17 protein-coding genes are annotated in these 22,547 nt (G+C 64.9%); 5 read left to right on the forward strand and 12 right to left on the reverse strand.

Annotation, left to right across the window (positions count from 1 at the left end; genetic code table 11):
- Window positions 1-35: 35 nt before the first annotated feature.
- From E3T27_RS06635 to E3T27_RS06655, 5 genes are all read right to left on the reverse strand, one after another.
- Entirely contained in the window at window positions 36-2,456 is a 2,421-nt protein-coding gene (locus tag E3T27_RS06635; RefSeq protein WP_104196033.1) for a beta-xylosidase/alpha-l-arabinosidase, read from the reverse strand.
- 107 nt (window positions 2,457-2,563) lie between these two features.
- Window positions 2,564-3,451, reverse strand: a complete 888-nt coding sequence (locus tag E3T27_RS06640; protein WP_104196034.1) for a carbohydrate ABC transporter permease — start codon at window positions 3,449-3,451, stop codon at window positions 2,564-2,566.
- Window positions 3,451-4,431 (reverse strand): carbohydrate ABC transporter permease, encoded by a 981-nt coding sequence (locus E3T27_RS06645; protein ID WP_134572165.1) that lies wholly within the window; start codon window positions 4,429-4,431, stop codon window positions 3,451-3,453. The genes E3T27_RS06640 and E3T27_RS06645 overlap by 1 nt, the downstream gene beginning before the upstream one ends.
- A 57-nt stretch (window positions 4,432-4,488) precedes the next feature.
- Window positions 4,489-5,781: an extracellular solute-binding protein gene (locus E3T27_RS06650; protein WP_134572013.1), complete on the reverse strand. Its 1,293-nt coding sequence runs from the start codon at window positions 5,779-5,781 to the stop codon at window positions 4,489-4,491.
- Between the two features lie 314 nt (window positions 5,782-6,095).
- Entirely contained in the window at window positions 6,096-7,241 is a 1,146-nt protein-coding gene (locus E3T27_RS06655; RefSeq protein WP_134572014.1) for an endo-1,4-beta-xylanase, read from the reverse strand.
- Between the two features lie 152 nt (window positions 7,242-7,393).
- Between E3T27_RS06655 and E3T27_RS06660 the strand changes: the two genes are divergently transcribed.
- Window positions 7,394-8,428, forward strand: a complete 1,035-nt coding sequence (locus tag E3T27_RS06660) for a LacI family DNA-binding transcriptional regulator (RefSeq protein ID WP_134572015.1) — start codon at window positions 7,394-7,396, stop codon at window positions 8,426-8,428.
- Window positions 8,429-8,496: 68 nt separating this feature from the next.
- Window positions 8,497-9,771, forward strand: a complete 1,275-nt coding sequence (locus E3T27_RS06665) for an endo-1,4-beta-xylanase (RefSeq protein ID WP_198416495.1) — start codon at window positions 8,497-8,499, stop codon at window positions 9,769-9,771.
- A gap of 128 nt (window positions 9,772-9,899) precedes the next feature.
- On the opposite strand, the gene E3T27_RS06670 is transcribed toward E3T27_RS06665, so the two are convergent.
- Entirely contained in the window at window positions 9,900-11,153 is a 1,254-nt protein-coding gene (locus E3T27_RS06670; protein WP_134572016.1) for an FAD-binding protein, read from the reverse strand.
- A gap of 204 nt (window positions 11,154-11,357) precedes the next feature.
- On the opposite strand from E3T27_RS06670, the gene xylA reads away from it, so the two are divergent.
- Window positions 11,358-12,563: a xylose isomerase gene (gene xylA / locus E3T27_RS06675; protein ID WP_104196039.1), complete on the forward strand. Its 1,206-nt coding sequence runs from the start codon at window positions 11,358-11,360 to the stop codon at window positions 12,561-12,563.
- Window positions 12,564-12,815: 252 nt separating this feature from the next.
- Here xylA and E3T27_RS06680 read toward each other — a convergent pair whose 3' ends face one another.
- Together E3T27_RS06680 and E3T27_RS06685 are read right to left on the reverse strand one after the other, a co-directional pair.
- A complete protein-coding gene (locus E3T27_RS06680; protein WP_174722187.1) occupies window positions 12,816-14,012 on the reverse strand; it encodes an ROK family transcriptional regulator in 1,197 nt (398 codons plus the stop codon).
- Between the two features lie 110 nt (window positions 14,013-14,122).
- On the reverse strand, window positions 14,123-15,115 hold the full coding sequence (locus E3T27_RS06685) for an IS1595 family transposase (RefSeq protein ID WP_166786131.1): 993 nt from the start codon (window positions 15,113-15,115) through the stop codon (window positions 14,123-14,125).
- Between the two features lie 290 nt (window positions 15,116-15,405).
- Between E3T27_RS06685 and E3T27_RS06690 the strand changes: the two genes are divergently transcribed.
- The gene (locus E3T27_RS06690; RefSeq protein WP_198416496.1) at window positions 15,406-17,526 is read left to right on the forward strand and encodes a PQQ-dependent sugar dehydrogenase; all 2,121 of its coding nucleotides are present in this window, start codon (window positions 15,406-15,408) and stop codon (window positions 17,524-17,526) included.
- 38 nt (window positions 17,527-17,564) lie between these two features.
- Window positions 17,565-18,539, forward strand: coding sequence for a sugar phosphate isomerase/epimerase family protein (locus tag E3T27_RS06695; protein ID WP_134572019.1), 975 nt, complete (start codon window positions 17,565-17,567; stop codon window positions 18,537-18,539).
- A 71-nt stretch (window positions 18,540-18,610) separates the two neighbouring features.
- Here E3T27_RS06695 and E3T27_RS06700 read toward each other — a convergent pair whose 3' ends face one another.
- From E3T27_RS06700 to E3T27_RS06715, 4 genes are read right to left on the reverse strand one after another with little or no spacing between them, the layout of a single operon-like run.
- Window positions 18,611-20,041, reverse strand: coding sequence for an alkaline phosphatase family protein (locus tag E3T27_RS06700; protein WP_134572020.1), 1,431 nt, complete (start codon window positions 20,039-20,041; stop codon window positions 18,611-18,613).
- Window positions 20,038-20,907, reverse strand: coding sequence for a TatD family hydrolase (locus tag E3T27_RS06705; RefSeq protein ID WP_134572021.1), 870 nt, complete (start codon window positions 20,905-20,907; stop codon window positions 20,038-20,040). The genes E3T27_RS06700 and E3T27_RS06705 overlap by 4 nt, the downstream gene beginning before the upstream one ends.
- 9 nt (window positions 20,908-20,916) lie before the next feature.
- A complete protein-coding gene (locus E3T27_RS06710) occupies window positions 20,917-21,636 on the reverse strand; it encodes an EboA domain-containing protein (protein ID WP_174722188.1) in 720 nt (239 codons plus the stop codon).
- 34 nt (window positions 21,637-21,670) lie between these two features.
- Window positions 21,671-22,543, reverse strand: a complete 873-nt coding sequence (locus E3T27_RS06715) for an SCO3242 family prenyltransferase (RefSeq protein ID WP_241992157.1) — start codon at window positions 22,541-22,543, stop codon at window positions 21,671-21,673.
- Window positions 22,544-22,547: the final 4 nt, after the last annotated feature.

A 22,547-nucleotide genomic window follows, 5' to 3' on the forward strand; every position in this document is an offset into this window, starting at 1 on the left:
AGGTGGATGGAGGGGAGCTTTTTCGTCGTTCATGTTCAGGCCGACACCGATGATCGCACCAGCGCGTCTTGACGAACATCCACCATGCGCAGATCCGCCGCGGTGACCTCATGAACATCGCCGGTGATCGCAACGGTGGCCCGGGCCGTTGACACGCCGGGGATGCGTCGCACCCGTGCTGTTTTCTCGCTGACGATCGCGCCGTTGGTGGCCTCTTCTGCCCGCGCACCATCCGAGGCGGCCGAGTGCGAAGCGAACCACACCTCGACATCGCCGGGTTCGACGACCTTGACCATGCGCCGGTCGCTGAAAGCGAATCGACTCGCCGGGACCGAGAAAGTCAACCGCACGGACTCCCCCGCATCGAGTTCCACGCGGGAGTAGCCGAGCATTTGCACCACCGGCCGGGCTACCGTGCCGTGCACGTCGTGCCCGTACAGCTGCACTGTCTCGGAGCCACAAACGGCGCCGGTGTTGGACACCGTCACCGCAGCCGTGAAGACGCCGCCGGCCGCCACGGCAGTATCGACGTCGAGGTCAAAATAGTCGAAGGAAGTGTACGACAGACCGAATCCGAAGGGGAATAGCGGCGTCGAATCGGTCGCGGTGACGTCGGACGGCCCGCCCAGAATCGGGTGCAGATATGAATACGGCTGCGCGCCGACCGAGCGCGGCATCGAAACCGGCAGGCGCCCCGACGGATTCACCCGGCCCATGATGATGTCGGTAATTGCCAGACCGCCGCCCTCACCGGGAAAGAATGCCTGGAGTACGGCAGCCGGGGCTGTGCTCGCACCCTCGACAGCCCACCCGATCGCGTACGGCCGCCCGGTCAAAAGCACCATGATGACCGGTGTTCCGGTCGCGATCACGGCCTCGACCAGTTGGCGTTGAAGGCCGGGCAGCTCCAGAGATTCGGAGTCATTGCCCTCGCCGACGGTGCCACGACCAAAGAGGCCCGCCTGGTCGCCCACGACGACGATGGCCAGTTCGCACGACGACGCAGCGTCCACGGAGGCAGCGAAGCCGGAGTCGTCGTCGCCCTCGACGGCGCAACCTGCAGCGTAGACGAATTCCGGCACGGCGAGGCCGGCCGTTTCGAAGGCACCGGGGAGCGAGTCCAGAACCGTCGGGATCTCGAAGCCGAGTGGCAGATCGGGATAGCCGGAGAGCACATGGTTCGCAAAGGAGTAACAACCCTGAAGGGCCTCGGCCCGGTGGGCGTTGGGACCGATGACCGCTACCTTCGAGAGCGGTCGTGCCCGCCGTTCCAGCGGCAGTACGCCGTCGTTCGACAGCAGCACGACGGATTCCTCGGCGAGTCTGCGGGCCAGCTCTTTATGGCGCGGCGAGTCAAGGTCGATGTCCGTCGGCGGCTCACCCTCGAAGGCGTCCTCATCGAGAAGCCCCAATTCTTCCTTCTGCGCGAGAGCACGCAACACCGCGCGGTCGACATAGGCCACATCGAACTTTCCCGCACGGATGCGATCAGCCAGGGGCTGCAGGTAGGCGTCGCCGGTTGGCAGTTCGATGTCGATGCCCGCTTCGAGCGCCAGCGCCGCTGCTTCGCCCCGATCGGCCGCGACGGCATGCATGACCTCAAGGAAAGCCACTGCGAAGTAGTCGGCGACGACAACGCCGTTGAATCCGATTTTGTGGCGAAGTACACCGGTGAGGTAGTCGGCATTGGCCGCCATCGGAATTCCATCGACGTTGGTATACGAATTCATGACGGACTTCGCGCCGCCGTCGAGGATCGCCATCTCGAACGGCGGCAGGAAGACGTCTGCGATCTCTCGTGGGCCGGCGTGTACCGGCGCATGATTACGACCGGCGCGCGATGCGGAGTATCCGAGGAAGTGTTTCAACGTCGCGTGCACCCCAGCTCCCTGAAGGCCGCGCACGTACGCCGTACCGACGGTGCCGACGAGATAGGGGTCCTCTCCGATGCACTCATCGACCCGACCCCAGCGGGGATCACGGATCACGTCGAGCACGGGGGCGAGACCCTGGTGAATGCCCAGTTCTTTCATCGAGTCGCCGATGACGCCGGCCATCTCCTGCACCAGCGCTGGGTCGAACGAGGCGCCCCAGGCGAGCGGCGTCGGGAAGGTGGCCGCCTTCCATGCGGCGAGTCCGGTCAGGCATTCTTCGTGCACGAGCGCGGGGATTCCCAGTCGCGTCTCACGCTTGAGGCGGCGCTGCTCACCCCACAGCCAGGCGGCGCGTTCCGCCGGCTCAACGGGGCGTGTGCCATAGACGCGGGTGTAGTGCCCGATGCCATGCCTGGTCACCTCGGCGAGGTCGGTAGACGCCTTCTGCCCCGCAGCCATCTCGCCCTGCATGGGCGCGACGACGCCGCTCTGGTCCAGCCAGTAGCCAACGATCTGGGCGAGCTTCTCTTCGAGGGTCATCCGAGCATGGAGCGCGCGTACGCGTTCAGACACGTCGGGCATAGCTAAGACTGTTTCAGTCACGAATTCATCACTTTCATTCAGGGTCAAATATGCGGTTAGTCCACCGCGCGCAAGCAGCACTTCACGGCCCGCACTGCGCGTACGGCTCAGCCCTTGACCGCCCCGGTCAATCCGCCGACGATGCGGCGCTCGAACAGTGTGAAGAAAATGAGCGCCGGGATCATAGAGAGGGAGGTGAAAGCCAGGACGCTCGCCGTGTCCACCGAATACTGCGAGGCGAACGCCTGCACACCCAGCGGCAGGGTGTACGTCGATTGGTCGCTCAGGATGAACAACGGCAGTAAGTAGCTGTTCCAGCTGGCGACGAAGGCGAGGATGCCGGTGGTCACGACGCCAGGAATCGACAATGGCACGACCATGCGAAAGAAGAAGCCGAGGCGGCTCGCACCGTCGATCGACGCGGCCTCCTCAATCTCATCTGGAATCGCTTTGAGGAACGGCACCAGGATAATGACGGTCACTGGCAGGCCGAACGCAATTTGCGGCAGGATCACACCGGCCAGGCTGTTCATCAGTCCCAGGTCCTTGACCAGGATGTAAAGCGGCGTGATTGCAACGGTCATCGGAAACATAAGCCCGGCCGCGAACAGGGAGTACATCGCCGCGCGCCCCTGGAAGTGGTAGCGAGCAAGTACAAAGCTGACCATCACACCGAGTACCACTACGCCGATCGTCGTCGTGATGCCGACGATGGCCGAGTTGCCGATCTGCTGCCAGAAGGTCGTACTCGACAAGACGTTGAGATAGTTATCGAAACGCCACGGGGTCGGAAACCCTGCGGGCGACGAGGTGATCTGGGAATTGTCGCGGAAGCCCCCGGTCACGATGTAGAGAACCGGACCCAGGCTCAGGGCAATGAACAGGAAGGCGATGAAGTAGGTGACGGGGTTGCCCCACTTCTGGCGTTCGCGAGTGCCGCGTACCTCGGGCAGTTCCTCCTCGAGCATTGGCCTCACACTCGACGTTGCGGACATTATTTCTGCCTCTCGGTGAGCGCGCCAGCCGTGTCGCGTCGCAATACGAAGCGCTGATAGGTCAGCGCAATGACGAGTGAGATCAGGAACATGACGACCGCGACGGCGCTGCCGTAGCCGAAGTTGCCCGACGTGCGACCATTCGCGACCATATATGTCGCCATGGTGGATGTTCCCGCTGTCGAAGCGACGTACTGGCCCCAGATGATGAAGACGAGATCGAATAACTGGAGCGACCCGATGATCGAAAGGAATGCCCAGATTCGCAGTGTCGGGCCGAGCAGTGGCAGGGTGATGTGGCGCTGCACCTGCCAGTAGGTCGCCCCGTCAATCGACGCCGCCTCAAAAAGCTCCTCGGGGATGCTCTGAAGTCCGGCGAGGAACAGGATGACCGCAAAGCCGACGTACTTCCAGGTGATGATGACCATCAGCGACCAAATGGCGATCTTGGGATCCGAGAGCCAGTCGGCCCTGAACGTACCCAGCCCGACAGCGGCCAGGAGGTCGTTCACCGCGCCATTGGTCTGGAGCATCAGTCCCCACCCGATGCCGACGATAACCTCCGAGATGATGTACGGCACGAAGATCAGAACTCGTATAAGGGATCGTCCTCGGATCTTCTGGTTGAGCAGCAGTGCAAGGAAGATCGCGATCGGCAGCTGGAAAACCAGTGACAGCACGACGATGATGCCGTTGTGGAGCACCACTTCGTGGAATGCGCTGTCTGCGAAGATGATGAGGTAGTTGCCCCAGCCGACGAAGTCGGTTGCCGGCCCATAGCCCTTCCAGCGAAAGAAGCCATAGTAAGCGGCCAGGATGACGGGAAAAATCACGAAGCCGACGAAGACGATGATTGCCGGCCCGGAGAGGATCGTGATCTCCAGGCGCTTACGCCAGTCTGCCGTTTTTCGCGTAGGGCGCGGTGTGGCCGGGGACGACGCACGAGGTGCGCCATCCCCAACCTTCCCCGTGCCCGGCATCGGCCGCTCGTCGGTCAACGACGCGGCGCCTGCGGACTCTTTTCTCATGGGTTCGAGTTATCCCTTGGCTGCTGCCGCGTTGACGCCTGAGACGAGGTCCGCTGCCCCACCCTTGCCGGCAAGCATGTCGACGACGCCGGTGTTCAGCGCGGTACCGACATTCTGGCCGAACAGGGTATCCAGCCATACCGTCACGTACGGTGCATCGTTGTAGGCCTTCAGAATGGATTGCAATGCGGGATCAGCCACGACGCTCTGGGCATCCGTATTAGCCGGAAGTGTGTGGAATGCGTTTGCGTACCCTTCCTGCTGTTGCTTCTGCATGAAGAAGTTGAGGAAATCGGTGCACTCCTGCTTGGGAGCTTGTGCTGAGCAGGTGAATCCGTCCACGCCGCCCATCATCGCGCCCGGCGTACCGTCGCCGCCTGTCACCTCGGGGAAGGGGAACCAGCCGAGGTCGGGTAGCGGCTTCTGGTCAGGGGTCAGGCTGGCGATCACACCCGGGTTCCAGGCACCCATGAGTTCCATCGCTGCCTCATGATTGGCCAGGAGGCCAGCCGAGCTGCCCGCTCCCTGCTGCGCCGAGGTGGTGAGGAAGCCTTGGTTGAACGGCTCGGTCTTCACAAATGTTTGCATGTTCTCACTTGCCTGCAGCCAGCACGAGTCGTCGAACGTCTTGGTCTTGGCGGCCTCGTTCATGGCGCCCTGCGAGCACGCTCGCTGGGCGAAGAAGTAGTACCAGTGCGCAGCGGGCCAGGCGTCCTTCGCGCCCACGGCGATCGGCGCAACACCGGTGGCCTTGAGCTTGTCCACCGCAGCATCAAGCTCATCCAACGTCGTTGGCACGGCATCGATGCCGGCCTCCGCGAAGAGGTCTTTGCTGTAGAAGATGCCACCAGGGAGCACCGCGGTCGGCATGCCGTAGATCTTGCCGTCAACCGCGAACGCGCTGAGCACGCCTTCGGGGACTGCCGCTTTGGTGACGTCGTCAATGGAATCGGTGATGTCCATGGCCTGTCCGGCCGCTACAACGTCTGCCAGCTTGCCGCCGCCGCGTGCCATGAAGATGTCCGGGGCATCGCCGGAGTTCAGCGCGGTCTGGAGCTTTCCATCCATCTCCTCGTTCTGGACGGACTGCATCTCGATAGTGACCTTCGGGTTCGCCGCTTCGAACTCGCTGATCGTCTTTTCCCAGTAGGCCTTGCCTTCTCCGGTCGTTGAGTTCTGCCAGAAAGTCAGGGCGACGCTGTCCCCCTGACCGCTGTCGCCGCCACTGGCGCAACCGGAGGCGAGTAGTGCGGTACTCGCGGCCAGCGCGAGAATACCCGCGAATCGGTTTTTCCTCTTCATTGTGGAATCTCCTTAATAGTGATGACCGACATACGTTACTTACCTGCTGCATACAGAGCTTCTCAGGATGGATCCGGCGTTGTCAATCGATATCGATATCGATTTCGATAACGTTTTTTACTTCGACGACAGCCCTCAAAGAGACTCTGCCGAAAGTGACTTTGCGGCCGGGCCGATGTCCATCGGCGACCACGATCACCTTGGGACCGCGACAGTCCTGGGCGGCAAAGCCACCAGGTACACGCCCGGATGGATGTGCCCCGTGCGTTCCGAATCGAGTGCTGCTGAACGTGAACTGCTGCCTTATGAGGTATTCAAGCGGCGTTCCGCAGTACCTCGCGCAGCGCCTCGTACTGCGGCTTGGGATTGGAGTGCAAGTCGAATATCAGCCCGGCACCCTGCCCGGTGAACCAGCCTGGGATCCACGAGTTCGCGTCCGAGACGCCCCACGCTGTAAAGGAGTTGCACGCCTCGACGGCCAGGCAGGCCTCAAGGGTGCGCGCCCAATAGTCCACCTGCTGGGCGCCCTCCGCGGCGTCCGCCGGTGTGTTGGTGTAGGTACCGTTCGGCTTCTGGGTCACGAAGGTGCGCACATCCACCTCGGTCAGTGCGACCTCGATGCCCTGGTCAGCGAACCGCTGCAGGTTGCTCTGCAGGTCGGGGAAGCCGTACTGGGTGTCCAGGTGGCCCTGGAAGCCAACGCCCTGGATCGGCACGTCGTCGGCCAGCAGTTCCTGGACGAACGCGTACGCGGCGTTGCTCTTGGGACCCGTGAACTCGAGGTTGTAGTCGTTGTAGAACAGGAGTGCCGCGGAGTCGGCCTCGTGCGCCCAGCGGAACACGTCGGCGACGTACTGCTCGCCGGGCAGGCCCAGCTCCTCGTACGCCTGGTACCAAAGCGTCTCGCGGAAGCTCCCCGCGGCATCGTCGTTGAAGATTTCGTTGACGACGTCCCACTGCTGGATGTCGCCGGCGAAGTGCTCGGCGACGGTCCGGACATGGTTTTCAAGAATCGCGCGCAACTCCTCAGCGCTGAAGTGGCCGGTCGTGAGCCAGGTCGGCAGCTGGTTGTGCCATACGAGCGTGTGCCCGCGGACGACCTGGCCGTTGGCCTCAGCGTTGGCGATGAGCGCCTCCGCCGCCGCCCAGTCGTACACGCCGGGTGCCGGGTTGATGGCCTCCCACTTCATGACATTCTCGGCCGTCACGCTGGAATACTGGGTGTTGACGATGTTGCGATACTTGCCGTTCTTCGCCAGCAGGTCCGCGTTCACGGCGACGCCGAACTCAATGCCGGCCTCTTCGGCGAGGCCACGCAGGGTGTCCTGACCGATGACGCCCGAGTGCTGCGACGCACTCGGGTCCGCCGGCGGCGCGGGGGCAGCGAACGCCCCGGTGGGGACGACCACCAGCGAAGCCAGTGCCAGGGCGGCGACGGTGATGAGATGGGTAGTGCGCACTATATGCTCCTTTGCATAGGCAGCCGGTGGCACTGTTTGGATATCGTTATCCACCGGTCAGGTGAAGGCTAGCAGGGTATGTTTTGCGGGTCAACAAATTCTCACGGCGGCAGTGAGTCGGGTGTGTCACACCGCGCTGTACCCTGAGCATTATGAACAGCGATGTCAACCGATCCCCCCCGCTCGGGCGAGTAACAATCGCCGACGTCGCTCGCGAAGCCGGCGTTTCCGTGCCGACGGTGTCAAAGGTTGTCAATGGGCGCTACGGCGTCGCGCCCGCGACCTTCAAGCGAGTGACCGAAGTCGTCGCCGCACTCGGCTATGAGACCTCGCTCGTGGCGGCGAGTTTGCGGCGACAGCGCACCAACGTGATCGGAATCCTCGTCCCCGAATTCGAGTCGTTCTCGGCCGAACTCCTCAAGGGCATCTCGACGGCTGCCACCGGGACCGGCTATGAGTTGCTCGCGTATTCGGCCCTCGCTCCGGGCGGTATCAGTGCTGGCTGGGAACGCCGATCCCTATCCCGCCTGGCCGGCACGCTCATCGACGGCGCCATCATCGTCACGCCGACGTTGCTCATGCCGACGACCTCGATCCCTGTCGTCGCTATTGACCCGCATGACGGGCCGGGCGGACCTTCCACGATCGACTCGGACAATATCGGTGGCGCCCGGGTCGCCACCGGACACCTCATCGAGTTGGGACACCGCCGCATTGCCCATATCCGCGGGCGCAGCGACCTCGCATCGGCCCAGTTGCGTGAGGCCGGCTACCGCGAGTCTCTGGAGAACGCCGGCATACCGTTCGACTCAACGCTTGTCTGCGACGGTGAATACCAGGCTGCCTTGACAGCCAAGGCGGCCCGCGAATTACTGATGCGTCCGGATCGACCGACCGCGGTGTTCGCCGCCAACGATATGTCCGCGCTCGGCGTGCTGGACGCGGCACGCGAACTCGGACTTCGGGTACCGGAGGACGTTTCCGTCATCGGGTTCGACGACGTTCCCGAAGCCGCGAGCTCGAAGCCGCCGCTGACGACCATGGCCCAGCCGCTGCTCGACATGGGAGCACAGGCCCTGCGCATGCTCGTGAAGTTGCTCGACGGCGAGGACATACCCAACCATGTCCAGCTGCCCGCTGAACTCGTGGTCCGGGCGAGCACTGGCCCCGCGCCAATCGGATTCTAACTTTTCATTGGACACATAGCTAGATATGTTTGGCGGGACAACATTCGATTCCAGAAAGTGACCCTGCAATGATGCGCTCCACTGCTTTCTCGGCGACCTCGGCACCCACCCATCGGATCTGCCAATCCGTCGTGACCGTGACGGATGCCTCGGGTGCTCCCCTGGCGCACGCCGAGGTCGTCGTCTCGCAGGTAAGCCACGCCTTTGGTTTTGGCAATATCGGATTCGATTTTCTCGGCCTTGCAAACGGCGAGCCCGACGAGATCGGCACCGAGAGCCTGGCCGAGCTGTATGCCGACCTCTTCAACACGGCAACACTCCCGTTTTACTGGGGCCGCTTCGAGCCCGTGCGCGGGGCACCGGACACCGCTCGGCTGCAACAAGCCGCTCGTTGGTTCCGCCAGCGTGGCGTGACCCTCAAGGGGCATCCGCTCGTCTGGCACACGGTGCAACCCGACTGGCTGCTCGGCCTGACCCTGCAGGAGGTCGAGCGGCTGCAGCGCGAACGCATCCGCCGCGATGTTGCCGACTTCGAGGGGCTCATCGACACCTGGGACGCCATCAACGAAGTCCTCATCATGCCCGTGTTCGCTAACGGCGACAACGGCATCACGCCGCTGGCTCGCGCCCGGGGGCGCGTTGCGATGATCCGCATGGCGTTCGAAGAGGCGCGGGCGGCCAATCCCCATGCCAGGCTGCTGCTCAATGACTTCGATCTCTCAAGCGCCTATGAGGACCTCATTGAGGAGGTTTTGGAAGCCGGCATCGAGATCGATGCCCTCGGGCTGCAGACCCACATGCATCAGGGGTATTGGGGCGAGGACGTCATGCTCGAGATGGTCGACCGCTTCGCCCGGTTCGGTCTGCCGCTGCACCTGACCGAGTCATCGCTTGTCTCAGGCCACCTCATGCCGGCCGACATCGTGGACCTGAACGACTACGAGATTCCCGAGTGGCCATCCACTCCCGAGGGCGAAGCGCGTCAAGCGGACGAGCTCGTACAACACTACCGCTCGCTCGTGTCGCACCCCTCTGTCGAGGCCATCACCTACTGGGGCATCACCGACGCGGGCGCCTGGCTCGGCGCACCGATCGGGCTGGTGCGTGCCGACGGCACTCCAAAGCCGTCATACCAAGCGTTGCACGGGCTGGTCAAGGGCGAGTGGTGGTTGGCTCCCACGACCGTGGTGACCGACGCGGAGGGTAGGGTTACGGTCAAGGGATTCTCCGGCGAATACCAGCTCAGTTCTGGTGTCAGCTTCGCTGCTGGGGCACAGCCCACCCGGTTCACTCTCCGTTCACAGGAACAACAAATTCGCGTCACCCGTCCATCGATCGGCTAATCTCTCGGCGCTGGTCCGGCTGCGATCGGACCAATCACGTCCTTCACCATGAGGGGTTCCGAGTGCGTGGATCCATGTAGTCTGCGGAATCGTGTTTTCGTGAATTGGCCACGCTCGCAGACGCGCGATCAGCCCCCGAACACCGTTCGCTCCAGAAAGTCGTTACGAAACTTGCCCGTCGGGTCGAGCCGATCAGCAAGGGCTCGAAAATCGTCGAGCCGGGGGAAGCTGGCCGCGAGCGTCTCGGCATCCGTCTGAAAAAGCTTGCCCCAGTGCGGCCGAACGGCAAACGGGGCCAGTGCTGCTTCGAGCGCTGGCAGCAGCGCTTCAACGGCGGCCTGCTCGGGCTTCCAGGTGAAGTGCAGTGCCACGCCGGCCCGTTCGAAGTTCGGGCTGAGCCAGAGGTCGTCGGCCGCGATGCTGCGAATCTCGCTGACCAGCAGCAGCGGCGCGATCCGGTCGGAGAGAGTGCGCATCGCCTCGATTGCTGCGACGGCATGCTCGCGCGGCACGTGGTATTCGCTCTGCAACTCCTCGCCATTGCTCGGGGTGAAGGCCAGGCGAAAGTGCGCGAGTCGCTCCGACCACGGCCCGGCGACGCCGAGCTGCTCCGTGCAGTTGACCGCTGAAATACCGGGCAGCGGATGCCGCCCCAGAGTCGCCGCCGTTCCCCCGAAGAACTCGCCCGCGCCCGTAAAGTCGCCGCCGCGGCTTTTCACCCAGGCCTGATCCACATTTTCGCCGAGCCAGTTGGTGAACATGCTCACGCTGTAGGCGCTGCCCATCACGGCATCGAAATGCTGCAGCACCGCGCTCCACGGCAGGTTCTCGTAGACGAACTGTTGCACCTCAAACGTCGGCTGAATATCGAGCGTGACCCGGGTGACAATGCCGAGGGCGCCGAGCGCCACCACCATGCCGGCGAAGTCGGGAGTCGACCGATCAACCCGCAGCAGCTCCCCGGAGCCCGTGACGATCTCCAGGGCCGACACCGCGGTTGCGAGGCTGCCGTTGTGGTCGCCCGAGCCGTGCGTGCCGGTAGCGATAGCACCGGCCACGCTGATATGCGGCAACGACGCGAGGTTGTGCAGGGCGTAGCCCTGCCGCTGCAGCTCGACGGCGAGCGTGCCGTAGGTCGTGCCGCCGGAAACCTCGACGCTCAACCGGGTCGGGTCGATGAAAATGGCATCGTCGACGCGGTCGAGTGCGACCAGCATGCCGGGGGAATCCGCGATCGTATTGAAGGAGTGGCGCGAACCGAGGGCACGCACCCGGGTCGCCGCGGCGACGAGTTGCTGCACCTCGTCGATGCTCTTCGGGTGCGCGACGGGTGCCGCGTAGCGGTAGTTACCGGCCCAATTGCGTTCGCTTACCTGGTTCATTCGAACCACCTCATCGTATTTGGTGTTCAGGACAACATACCAGTCCAGTCAGGTCACCTTGGCACCATTGCACTCGGATTCTGGAGCTGCGTGGCTGCGTGGCTGCGGCGAATTCAATGTCCGGCTATTGACGACTGCATCCATCCCCGGTATATGTTGGAGTGATCAACAAATCATCGACGAAGCTGAATCGGAAGCAGTGATATGACCCTGAGTGACGTGAGCCTGACCCCCACCCGCGACGACAAGTTCTCCTTCGGCCTCTGGACCGTCGGCTATAACGGCAGTGACCCGTTCGGCGGCCCGACGCGTCCCAAGCTCGACGTTGTCGATGCCGTCACCAACCTGGCCGAGCTCGGTGCCTACGGCCTGACTTTTCACGACGACGACCTGTTCGACTTCGGCTCGACGGATGCCGCGCGCCAGTCCCAGATCGACCGCCTCAAGCAGGCGCTCGCCGACACCGGCCTGATCGTGCCGATGGTCACCACCAACCTGTTCAGCGCACCGGTCTTCAAGGACGGCGGCTTCACTTCCAACGACCGCGCGGTCCGCCGGTTCGCCCTCCGCAAGGTGCTGCGCAACATCGACCTTGCTGCCGAGCTCGGCGCCAAGACCTTCGTCATGTGGGGCGGCCGCGAGGGCGCCGAGTATGACGCGGCCAAGGACATCCGTTCGGCGCTCGAGCGCTACCGTGAGGCCGTGAACCTGCTCGGTGACTACGTAACCGACAAGGGCTACGACATCCGCTTCGCCATTGAGCCCAAGCCCAACGAACCGCGCGGCGATATTCTGCTGCCGACGGTCGGCCACGCGATGGCGTTCATTGAAACCCTCGAGCGTCCCGAAATGGTCGGAGTGAACCCCGAGGTCGGGCACGAGCAGATGGCGGGGCTCAACTTCGCCGCCGGCATCGCCCAGGCGCTGTACCAGGGCAAGCTGTTCCACATCGACCTCAACGGTCAGCGCGGCATCAAATATGACCAGGACCTCGTCTTCGGCCACGGCGACCTGCAGAACGCCTTCGCGCTCGTCGACCTGCTCGAAAACGGCGGCCCGAGCGGCGGCCAGGCCTATACCGGGCCGCGCCACTTCGACTACAAGCCGAGCCGTACCGAAGACGTCGCGGGAGTGTGGACGTCGGCCGCGGCCAACATGCGCACCTACCTGCTGCTCAAGCAGCGCGCGGCGGCGTTCCGCGCCGATCCCGAGGTGCAGGCGGCCCTCGCCGCGTCGAAGGTGCCTGACCTGTCGAACAACACCCTCGCATCCGGCGAAAGCTACGACGACCTGCTCGCCGACCGCAGTGCCTACGAAGACTTCGACACCGACGCGTACTTCGGTGGCAAGGGCTTCGGCTTCGTGCATCTGCAGCAGCTCGCCCTCGAACACCTACTCGGTGCCCGCTAGCCCCACCGCATTCAAGCAGCTCATTCAGGCGATCCGCACGCATTCACCCCGCCCAGCCCCGAAAAATCGGGGCTGGGCAGCACTGGCAACCCCACTTTCCTGAATCAGCCGCCTGCGCGGCGCATAACTCCTGCAAATTGGCGACAGACCGCCCAGGCACCCGCGCGAATACGCGGAAGTCGGTCGGTGGTCGCTCATATTGCAGGAGTTATGCCTCGTGACCCCTGCACGGGACGGGTCAGAACGCTGGCGTCAGAGGGCGAGCGACACGACCATGGCCTCGATGCGCTCGGGCGAGAGCGCGTGGTGGATGGCCAGCATGCTCGCACCCAGGATGGCGGCATTGGGTCCGGCGCTGGACTGGGTAATCTGCAGGTGCTGGGTAGCGAGCGGGTTGGAGCGCGAGTAAACGATCTCCCGCACGCCCGCGATCAGGTGTTCGCCGGCCTGTGCCATCGACCCGCCGAGCACGATGACCGAGGGATTGATCAAGTTGACACACATGGTGAGCACCTCCCCCATATCCCGTCCGGCCTGACGCACGGCCCGAATAGCCTCGAGGTTGCCCTGCTTCACGAGGTCGACCACGTGCTGGCTCGTTGTCACCGGCAGCCCCTGGGCGGCCAGCAATCGCGTGAGCGCCGCCCCGGAGGCCACGGCTTCGAGGCAGCCATCATTGCCGCAGCGGCACGGCACGCCCACGCCGCGGGCAATCTGCACGTGCCCGAGGTCGCCGGCAATGCCCTGCGCGCCGCGCTGCAGGTAGCCGCCCGAGATGACGCCGGCGCCAATGCCGGTGGCGACCTTCATGAAGATGAGGTGGTCCGTGCTCGACCAGGCGAATTCTCGTTCGCCGAGCGCCATGAGGTTCACGTCGTTGTCGACGAGCACGGGAACCCGAAAGTGCTGTTGCAGCCAGCCGGGAACATCGAAGCGGTCCCAGCCCGGCATGATCGGCGGGTTGATCGGCCGGCCGCTGGTGTGCTCAACCGGGCCGGGCAGGCCCACGCCGATCGCGAGCAGGTCGGCCGTTGACCGCTTGCTGTCGCTGAACAGTCGCGCACCGGCCTCGATGACCCAGTTCAACACGATCTCGGGCCCGTCCGAGATTTCCAGAAAGGTCGAGTCCTGCACGAGGCTTCTTCCACCCAGGTCACTCAGGGCGATCCGAATATGGCTCGCGCCGATGTCCACGGCCAGCACGAATTTGTTGCCCGATTGCAGGGCAAACTGCGATGAGGGTCGGCCACCAGTAGAGGTGGCGTTGCCGGCCGGGCCGACGAGACCGAGGCGCGTGAGCGCGTCGACGCGCAGGGCTACGGTGGAGCGGGCCAGTCCGGAGAGGTCGGCTAGTTCCGTGCGCGTTCGCGGCTGACCATCGCGCAACACCTGAAAAAGGTCACTCGCGCCGGCCGGACCGAGGGCGTTGACGTGACTTATGTCGACCATCAGGCAATTCAATCATACTAATCATTCGAACTTCGATACTTTCCGAGCGGATGCCGCCGCGGCGGCCTCGCAGGTCACCGCAGCACTACGACGGCTCCGTTCACCGCGGGTCAGCGCCAGGGCAGCGCCGGGGACCCCGATCGGGGTGCCGGGTACGGCACGCCGGCCGCTGGCCGGGTGCGCCCTGTCTTCAGCAGCGACTGGTAGGTCACCGGCTGTCCGGCCACGGCGTACCCCAACAGGGCGTGGAAAAGCTGACCGCGACTAGTGGAGTGACGGCGATTAAACCGAAACACCCACTCGTCGACGTAGGCGGGCAAGTGCTCGGCGCTGACGGCGCCCTGCCGCGGCCCCATCAACCAGTGATTCGCCTGGAACACCACCCGGCGCACGGCGGGAAGCACCTCGCGAGTGGCGAAACCCGGCGCCACGGTCGGTCGGGCCAGGTGCAGGTACCGGTCCCGAATGAGCGCCGGAAAGGCCGACCAGTCGTGGGTCACGACGCGGCTGCCGGGCTCGATGGAATCCAGCATGAAGGTGGCCAGCTGCGCGGTCCCGGCGCTCGGGATTCGCGCTACATGGGTACGACCCAGACCGTCGGCACCTACTTCGACAGCAACCGCGAACAGCACACGGCCCAGGGAACCGCGACCGGGGACCGACCCGCCAAGGTAGGACACGTCGACCTCCACGTTGCCGCGCAGGCGTTCCCGGCCCGGTTGCACCATGACCGAACGGAAGCGGTGCAGCATGGCCCAGGCGGTCTGCAACGAGCCGAGCTCGGACTCCCGGTGCAGCTGGGTCGCCGACAGCCCGGCCTTGCTGTTCACGAGCAGCCACGCGGCGCTGAACCACACCATGAGCTCGGTGCGGGTGCCGTGAAAAATAGTTCCAGCCGTCACGGAAATTCGTTTGCCGCAGCCCGCGCACCGCCATCGCTGGTGCGCCTCCCGCCAGCCGTGCTGGTGCGCACAGTTCGGGCACTGGAATCCGTGCGGCCATCGCAACCAGTCGAGATAGTCGAGGCACTTCCACTGTTCATCGAACCACAGGCGCAGGTCGGCATACGAGTTCGGGTAGGCAGGTTGTGCCGGCTTTGGCATACCCCCCACACTAGGGCACCCAACGCGAAACCCCATGAGGTCAAAAATAAGGGGGTTTGTAGTTCGGTGCCGTCGGGTGTTCCCCCGGTGCAGCCTCCCGAGCCGGACATGAATTTCTGTGACGGCACCGAGCGGTAAATAGATGTTGGTTCTTCCGGTTATTCAAACACCGAAGTATTCCCATACCGTGGCGACACCGGCCCGCTCACCTGAGAGTTGCGCCCTGATCTCAACGAGGAGAACCAGATATGCGAACGAAGCACGGACTTCGACTGACTGCAGGGGCGGCGATGGCCACCCTTGTAGTCGCTGCCCTCACCGCGACGCCGGCACTAGCGGCCCCGGGGGACCAAGCGCCCCCGGGTACACCCGGCACCCCCACCCCGGCAGCTCCCGCGGACTCGAGCTTTCAGAAGGTCACCCTCGACGCCACGCCGGGCGAGCCGCTCGACCTGGCTGTGCTGCCCAATAACGACGTGCTGCACACCACCCGCGCCGGTGACATCTGGCTCAACGACGCGCAAACCGGACTCAACACCCTCGCCGCGTCACTCGAGGTGTACCAGCACGACGAAGAGGGGCTGCAGAGCATCGCCCTGGACCCGAAGTTCGGCACGACAGGAAATAACTGGATCTACCTGTACTACTCCGCACCGCTGAATACTCCGGTCGACGACCCCGCAACCGTTGGCGTGAACGAGGGCGACGCCCCGATCACCGGCTCGGCGCAGGACTTCGCCCCGTTCAAGGGATCGATCACCCTGTCGCGGTTCCAGTTCGACGGTGCCGTCTTCGACCTTGCGAGCGAGCAGAAGATCCTCGATGTCGACGTGGATCGCGGCATCTGCTGCCACGTGGGCGGAGACATCGTCTTCGACGCGGCCGGCAACCTCTACCTCTCCACCGGCGACGATTCGAACCCGTTCTCCTCCGACGGCTTCGTACCGATCGACGAGCGAATTGAGAGCAATCCCGCATTCGACGCCCAGCGCAGTGCAGCCAACACGAATGACCTGCGCGGCAAGATTCTGCGCATCACCCCGGGTGCCGAGGGCGGCTACACGATACCAAACGGCAACCTGTTCGCCCCGGGCACCGATCTCACCCGCCCGGAAATCTACGTGATGGGCATGCGCAACCCGTTCCGCATCGAGCTCAACCAGAAGACCGGCGAGCTGTACGTTGGCGACTACTCCCCGGATTCCCGGACCGCCGATCCCCTGCGCGGCCCGGCCGGTACTGGCAAGTGGACGAGTATCACCGAAGCGGCAAACTACGGCTGGCCATACTGCGCCACCGCCGAGCTGCCGTATGTGGACTTCGACTTCGCCACCGGCGTCTCCGGCGAAACATTTGACTGCGCAGCTCCCGTGAACGACTCGCCACGCAACACCGGCCTGCGGGAGTTGCCTCCCGTTGCCCAGCCCGAAGTTTGGTACGGCTACGGGTTGTCCGCCGAGTTCCCGGAGCTCGAGACCGGTGGTATCGGTCCGATGGCCGGCCCCGCGTATGACTTCGACAAAAAGGCGTCGACGGGTAAGGCATCCGTTGCCTGGCCCGAGTACTACGACGGCATGTCGATGATGTACGAGTGGACTCGCGACTACATCAAGGGTATGACCCTCACCGACGGTGAGCTGACGAAGATCGAAGCCGTCGTGGATTCGATCATCGTCGACAACCCGATCGACATGGAGTTCGGCCCCAACGGCGCGCTCTACGTTCTCGAATACGGCGACGGGTACTTCGCGCAGAACCCCGACGCGCAGCTCTCGCGCATCGACTTCGTGGGCGAAATGGGCAACCGCTCGCCCCTCCCTATGGCCTCGGCCACGCCGACCACTGGCGCCTCGCCGCTCACCGTGGAGTTCTCCAGTGCAGGCACCACCGATCCCGAAGGCGACAAGCTCAGCTACGCCTGGGACTTCGAGTCCGACGGGGTCGTCGACTCCCTCGAGCAGCACCCCACCCATACCTACGAGACGGATGGCGCCTTCACGGCTTCACTGCAGGTGACGGATTCCGGTGGCAAGGATCGAGGACGCTACGCCTCCGCAGAGGTGGAGATCGAGGTGGGCAACCAGGCTCCGGTCGTGACCTTCGTCACCCCCGCAGTGGGCCAGGACTTCCAATTCGGCGACACGGTGGCCTACGAAGTCCTGGTCACCGATGACCAGCCGGTGGACTGCTCGCTCGTGACCGTGACCTACATTCTGGGCCACGACTCGCACGGCCACCCGATCACCACCGCAGGCGGCTGCTCGGGAACCATCACCACCACGGTCCCCTCCGGCCACAACCCGGAGACCGATGACCTGTCCGGGGTCTTCAACGCCTCATACACGGATGCCGGCGGCGACTCCTCAGGACCGCTCACCGGCAGCGCCGAGGTTGCGCTGCGCTCGAACTAGTTCCGTATCAGAAAAAACTACCCACGAAAGGTAATCACATGTGTTTCGGATTTGACGGAGCGAGAGAACTCAACAAATCGCTCGACGGCAGGAAGAATCTCAACCGCCGCAACTTTTTGCGCGGCGCACTGACGGCGGGAGCGGGGGCCGGCCTCGCCGTCGCCGGCGCAAGCTCGGCCATGGCGGCCCCGGGCCTGAGCTCTGCCACAGCAGGCCCGGGAGGCAAGCCGGGTCAGGGTCGCAAGGTGCCGCCGGGGCTGATCAGCATCCAGCTGTACACGCTTCGGTCGATCATGAGGGGCGACGGCGTTGATGCTACCTTCGAAGCGCTCGCGGACTACGGGTATACCAAGGTAGAACTTGCCGGTCTTTACGGCCGCACTCCGGCGGCCATGCGCGCCTACCTCGACGAGCTCGGCATCACGCCGAGCTCAAGCCACGACGGTATCAGCGGCTCGCCGGCGGCGTTGCAGTCCAAGATCGCCGGCGCAGTGACGCTGGGGCAGACATACCTGAATGTTCCCTATTTGGCCTCGAGCGTGGCCGACGACTGGCGCCTGTGGGCTGACCAGATGAACGCCGAGGCATCCGTTGCCCAGGCTGCGGGGATCAAGTACGGGTACCACAACCACGCCCACGAGTTCACGACCGACCTCGGTGGCGGGCTCACCCCGTGGGACATCTTCACGACCCGGCTCGACCCGAAACTCGTGCACCTCGAGGTGGACCTGTATTGGGCCGTGACGGGTGGTGTCGGTGTCGGAGCTGCTGACCCGGTGCAGTTCGCGATCGACGTGATCAAGGATGCCCCGCAGAAGGTGCTCGAATACCACGTGAAGGACCGCGATGTGGCCGGTGGATTCGCCGACCTCGGCACCGGCACGATCGACTTCGCCCGCATCTTCGACGCCCACCCGGTGAAGCTGTATGCGGTCGAGAACGACCAGCCTGACGTGACCCCGCTGCAGAGCGCAGAAGTGGGTTACAACTACCTGCGGAACGTGCGCTTCTAGCGCTCTCCTCTGGTACAATAACGGCGCCCCTGCGAGGGGGCGCCGTTGTTGTGCGCTGGGTGCCGGGGCGGCTACACCGCGGCGGGGTGACTGAGGCCGACGGGCTGTTTCAGACCGGCGAGCTGCAGAAGCAGGTCACGTACGTCTGTGGCGGCAATGCTGCCCCTGGCGGCCGCCGGGTCGGAGCAGAGCAGCACGGGACCGTCGGCAGCACTCTCCGGCAGGCGCCCGTGAGAACCGCGTACGCAGGAGGGATCCAGCGGCACGACGTCCATGGCGTAGCGCAACCCCACCTTCTTTTTTGCGAGGTTACGGGCGGCGCGCAGTTTGACGAAACGGTCGTCGGGGTCGAAAAACAGTTCGGCGGGGTCGTAGCCGGGCTTCTTGTGAATCTCCACTCCCCGCGCGAAGTCGGGCGCCAGGGCGTCGTCGAGCCAGTAATAGTAGGTGAACCAGGCCTGTTTCTGCGCGATGGCCACGAGCTCGCCGCTCCGCTCGTGGTCGAGGCCGTAGCGGGCCTGGCCTTCAGCGTCGAGTACCTCATCCACGCCCGGCAGCGCTTCGAGCAGCACGCGCACGCGCGGCACATCGGCGACGTCCTGCACGTAGACGTGCGCGAGCTGGTGGTCGGCGACGGCGAATGCCCGGCTTGTCCAGGGGTCGAGCAGCTCACCGCTCGTATTGGTGTGCACCTCGAGCAGGCCTTCGCGGCGCAGCATGCGGTTCACGTCGACCGGCTGGTCGACGTTCGTGATGCCGTATTCGCTGAGTACCACGATGGTCACGCCGAGCCGGGTGGCGTCGTCGAGCAGCGGCGCCAGGACCGCGTCGAGTTCTCGTGCGGCGTTGATGGAGCGCGGGTCGTCTGGGCCGAAGCGTTGCAGGTCGTAGTCGAGGTGCGGCACGTAGACGAGCGTGAGGTCGTGCTGTGGCAGCACGTGCCGGGCCGCGCCCACGATCCAGCGCGAGGAGGCCATGCCCGCGGTCGGCCCCCAGTAGGTGAAGAGTGGGAACGCTCCGAGCTTGGACACGAGTTCGTCGTGCAGTTCGGGTGGACGGATGTAGGCATCCGGGCTCTTGCGTCCGTCGGCGTGATAGACGGGGCGCGGGGTGATCGTGACGTCGGTCGTGGCGCCCATGGCGTACCACCAACACACGTTCGCCACCCGGTAGCCGGGATTCGTGCGGCGGGCCGTCTCCCAGACCTTCTCGCCGCCGACCAGCCGATTGTGCTGGCGCCAGAGGTTGACCTCACCGATATCGCGCAGGTACCAGCCGTTGCCCACGATCCCGTGTTCGGCCGGCGTGAGCCCGGTGAGAAAGGTGGACTGCGCCGAGCACGTCACGGCGGGCAGTACGGTGCCGAGCTCGGCCGAAAAGCCGCTGGCCGCGACGCCCTGCAGGTGCGGCATCACGGCGAGCAGCCGCAGGGTCAGCCCGGCGACATCGATGACGAGCAACGGAGTGGGCCCGTTCTGCGTCTCGGCTGGAGGGCTGGTCATGCGCGGGCACCGCGCATGATGGAGTTGCCGGCGAACTCGGCCGGCACCGCGGCATCCGTTGTGTCGCTGGGTTCATCGAGGTCGAGGCGACCACTCTGGCCGAAGAACTCCACCGGGTTGCGCCAGAGGATGCGGTCGACATCGTCGTCGTCGAAACCGGCGGCGAGCATGGCCTCACCGGTATGCAGCGTGGTGAGGGGGTCGCTGCGCCCCCAGTCGGCGGCCGAGTTGACGAGCACGCGGTCGAGCCCCACGTCTTTCAGCACGGCGACCATGCGGGTGGGGTCCATCTTGGTGTCAGGGTAGATGCTGAAGCCCATCCAGCAGCCGGAATCGACGACCTCGTGCACGGTGACCTCGTTGAGGTGGTCGACGACGACCATGCCGGGCGCGATGCCACTCTCCCGCACCACGTCGAGGGTGCGGCGGGTGCCGGCGACCTTGTCGCGGTGCGGGGTGTGCACGAGCGCGGGGAGTTCGTGGGCCACGGCGAGCGCGAGCTGGGCGGCGAAGGCGCGGTCTTCCTCCGGGGTCATCGAGTCGTACCCGAGTTCACCCACGGCGACGACGCCGTCCTTCTCAAGGTAACGCGGCAGAATGTCGAGCACGCCGGCCAGGCGCGGGTCGCCGGCCTCCTTGGGGTTGAGCCCGATCGTGCAGAAGTGGCGGATACCGAACTGGCTGGCCCGGAACGGTTCCCAACCGACCAGGGCGTCGAAGTAATCGATGAACGACGCGACACTCGACCGCGGCTGGCCGAGCCAGAAGGCCGGCTCGACGACCGCGCGCACCCCCGCCGCGTACATGGCCTCGTAGTCGGTGGTCGTGCGGGAACTCATGTGAATGTGCGGGTCCATGATGCGCATGTGTGGTCCTTATTCCTTATGGATGTGGTGGGCGGTCAGCAGTTCGCTGAGCAGGGCCATCGGGAGGTCCGTACGGTCCAGGCACTCGGGAAACGCGGCGACCACTGCGGCGATATCGGCGGGAATATCGCGACCGGCTGCGTTGCGTTCGTGGGCGAGGTCGACGAGCATCCGGGCGAGTTCGGCATCCTGGCGTGTGGTGAGATTCGCGATCACGAGCAAGGGAATACCCATAAAGACGCACTTGACGACGGCGTGGCGGTACGCCTCGAGGCCGAGGTGGTGCGCGCCATACGGTTGCAGGGCAGCGGCGATCAGGCGCACATCATTGGTACGGAGCGCGTCTTCGACGAGTGTCAGGAGTTTCGAACCGATGCCAGTGCCAGTGCCAGTGCCGGGCGAAACGTTGGGATCATCGAGCAGGTGCAGCCCGCGCAGCACTCCGCGTTTCTCGCCGGCATCGCCGTGACGATACAGGTCATCCAGAAGATCGACGCGGGCCGCACCGGCGAGTGCGCCCAGAAGTACGCCGCGAGCCGCATCGTCGACGGTACCGTAGCGCAGGCCCTGCACATCATCGTGCCGGAGTGGGGCGCGCCCACAGCGCCGGGACACCGCTGGGAAGTACCGAGTGATCGCTGCCGGATGATGCTCAATGTCGACCCGGGCAGATTCCAGCCAGATCGAACCGGCGTCGGTCAGGTGGTCGTGCAAGGCGGGGCCGCTCACTGGTGCGCCCCCGTGGCCTGGGGCGTTGCGACGCTCATGTGGCGGACACCCTCCGGGTGAGGCGCCGGCCAAGCGGCAGCAGGGCTGCGACGGCCAGGCCGGTGCCCACTGCGCCGGACCGCGCGATCAGCGCCGCCTGCAGGCCGATCGTGCCGATGACCGAGGCTCCGACCGCTCGGCGCACGTCGGCGGCGGCGCGTGTGTTCCGAGCGCGTAGCTGGGCAGGGGCAACGGTGCCGAGGTAGACGGTCGCGAGGGCGGCCCCGACGACCCGGGGCAGCCATTTGTTAGCAGGCTGCCGAACTCGGCCGAAAGCGGCCATCACGGCGGCGCCGGTCGTGCCCGCGACGGCCAGGGTACCCACCACGCCGTTCTTGGATCCGTGCACTTCGTCGAGACTGAGGGTGGTGGTGCCGAGGGTGTGGGTGAACACGGTGAGCGCCGCCGGCAGTGCTGCCGGTACCGAACCGGCGCCGAGCAGCACGTCGAGCAATCGGGTGGCCGCCATCGAGACCGGGCCGAACGGGGTGGATTTGAACACCAGGTCGTAGGCCCAGACGCTTGCGGCCAGTGGGAGCGCGACCGCGAGGGCCCGCCGTCCGCCGCTCAGCGCGGCCATGCCGACGCCGGCCGTGGTGAGAACGATCGCCACAGCGAGGGCCTCGGTGGGTGTCACATCGCCGGCCGGAATCGGTCGTTCCGGGCGCTCCACCGCGTCAAGTGCCCGGTCGGCGTAATCGTTTAGTGCCATGCCCGCCCAGTAGATGAGGGTCGAGCACAGCGGAAGCAGAACGGTGTGCGGGCCGAGGGAGCGGCCGGAGGCAGCGGCCCCCGCCAGGGTATCGCCGGGCGCGGTGAGCGCGGCGGGGAGGCGCACGAGACGGGCGAAGGCATCCGGGGTCATCATGCGC

Source organism: Cryobacterium lyxosi (assembly GCF_004403345.1).
GTDB classification, from domain to species: domain Bacteria; phylum Actinomycetota; class Actinomycetes; order Actinomycetales; family Microbacteriaceae; genus Cryobacterium; species Cryobacterium lyxosi.